We start from the raw sequence: 1,519 nt of genomic DNA, 5'->3' as shown, positions 1-1,519 counted from the left end.
AACGCCAACTTCGCCCGAGCACGGTTCACTTCATGTGCATCCACACCCTCAACATGCCCCCAAACAGGACCGACAGGCAGACGTAACGGAGTCCTGCTAGGCGGGGTGCGGAGTTCGTATTCCACCGGGCTGAGCATGCCCAGCGCGGAGTGCCTGCGCTGTTCGGTTATGGAAGATTTCCAGGTACTCGAAGAGCGCGGTGGACAGCTCCAGACGCGTTCGCCATCGTCTGCGGTTGAGCAGTTCGACCTGGACCCGGGCCCAGAAGGACTCCATCATCGCGTTGTCCACGCAGTCCTCGATGGAGCCCATCGAGGGCAGCAGGCCGGATGTTCTCGCGCGCTGGGTGAACGCCCAGGACCCGAACTGCACTCCGTGATCGGAGTGGATGATGGTGCCACCCGGCCGCGGGGAGCGGTTGCCGATGGCCATGGCCAAGGCGTTGGTGGTCAGCGCCGCGGTGGGCGAGGCGTCGATCGACCAGCCCACCACGCGTCGCGAGAACGTGTCCAGGACGACCGCGCAGTACACCTTGCCCTCCCAGGTGAGGTGCTCGGTGATGTCCGTGACCCATAACTGGTCTCGGGCGTGACGGGTGAAGTTCCGCTCCACCAGGTCGGTGACGGAGGGGGTCACATGCTTGGCGCGGGGGCGCCGGTTGCCGGGCAGGCCGTGCAGGCCGGCGCGCTGCATCAGCAGCTCCACGGTGCCATGGCTGACATGGATGCTCAGGCCCAGACCGAGTTCGGCGTGCACCCGGCGGGAGCCGTAGGTGCCCCAGGAGGCGGTGTGGATGCCCACGATGGCCTCGGTCAGCCAGGCGTGCTTGACCAGGCGGTTCGACGGCGGACGGTCCCGCCAGGCATGGTACCCGGACTCGGCGACATGCAGCACCCGGCAGGCCAACTGCACCGGCAGGTGCTCGCGGGCCATCACCCGGATGGCTTCGAACCGCCTTTTGGGGACGTCACCTCACCCAGCAGTTCAGCAGCCCGCCGGTGGATAGCCAACTCGGCCTCCAGCTCGGCGATACGCTTACGGGCCGCAGCGAGCTCGGACAGGTCACTGCTGTTCGTACCGGGCAACTGCCCTGTATCGATGAGGTGCTGGCGGCGCCAGACATAGATCGTCTGGTCGCTGATGCCGAGGAGCCGGGCGACCTCGGCGACCTTCCTTCCCGATGCGACGAGATCGAGAACCTTGCGGCGGAACTCGGGCGGATAGCTGCGGGGCATCACGGCCTCCGAAGGCTGCTGGATCGTCAATTGTCCAGCAACCCGACGCCATCAGAACCGGGGCATACCATCTCCATCAAACCCGGAACGGTTCATCGGCCGGATTGCCAGCGTCGGCGGCCCTGGTGCGGGAGAGGCGTGAAGCCCAGGGCCGCCCGTTGTCGTGGGCCGCTGGCCTGCTACCAGATCCGGGTCTGTCAAACGAGCGGTGTAACTGGGGTTGTTGGTTACTGACGGGCTGCTGAGAGTCGGCCGTCGAAGGTGATGTCGAAAGCGTTCAGCGC

1 pseudogene is annotated in these 1,519 nt (G+C 66.1%); it reads right to left on the bottom strand.

The window, feature by feature from the left end:
* Positions 1 to 83 precede the first annotated feature (83 nt).
* Positions 84 to 1,235, bottom strand: a pseudogene (locus ABZS64_RS39285) (IS3 family transposase); the annotation flags it as partial.
* Positions 1,236 to 1,519: the final 284 nt, after the last annotated feature.

It is taken from the genome of Streptomyces sp. NPDC005408, assembly GCF_040606445.1.
Classification (GTDB): Bacteria; Actinomycetota; Actinomycetes; order Streptomycetales; family Streptomycetaceae; genus Streptomyces.
The sequence above is the reverse complement of the archived record's forward strand: the minus strand, read 5'-3'. Positions and strand labels throughout refer to the sequence as shown.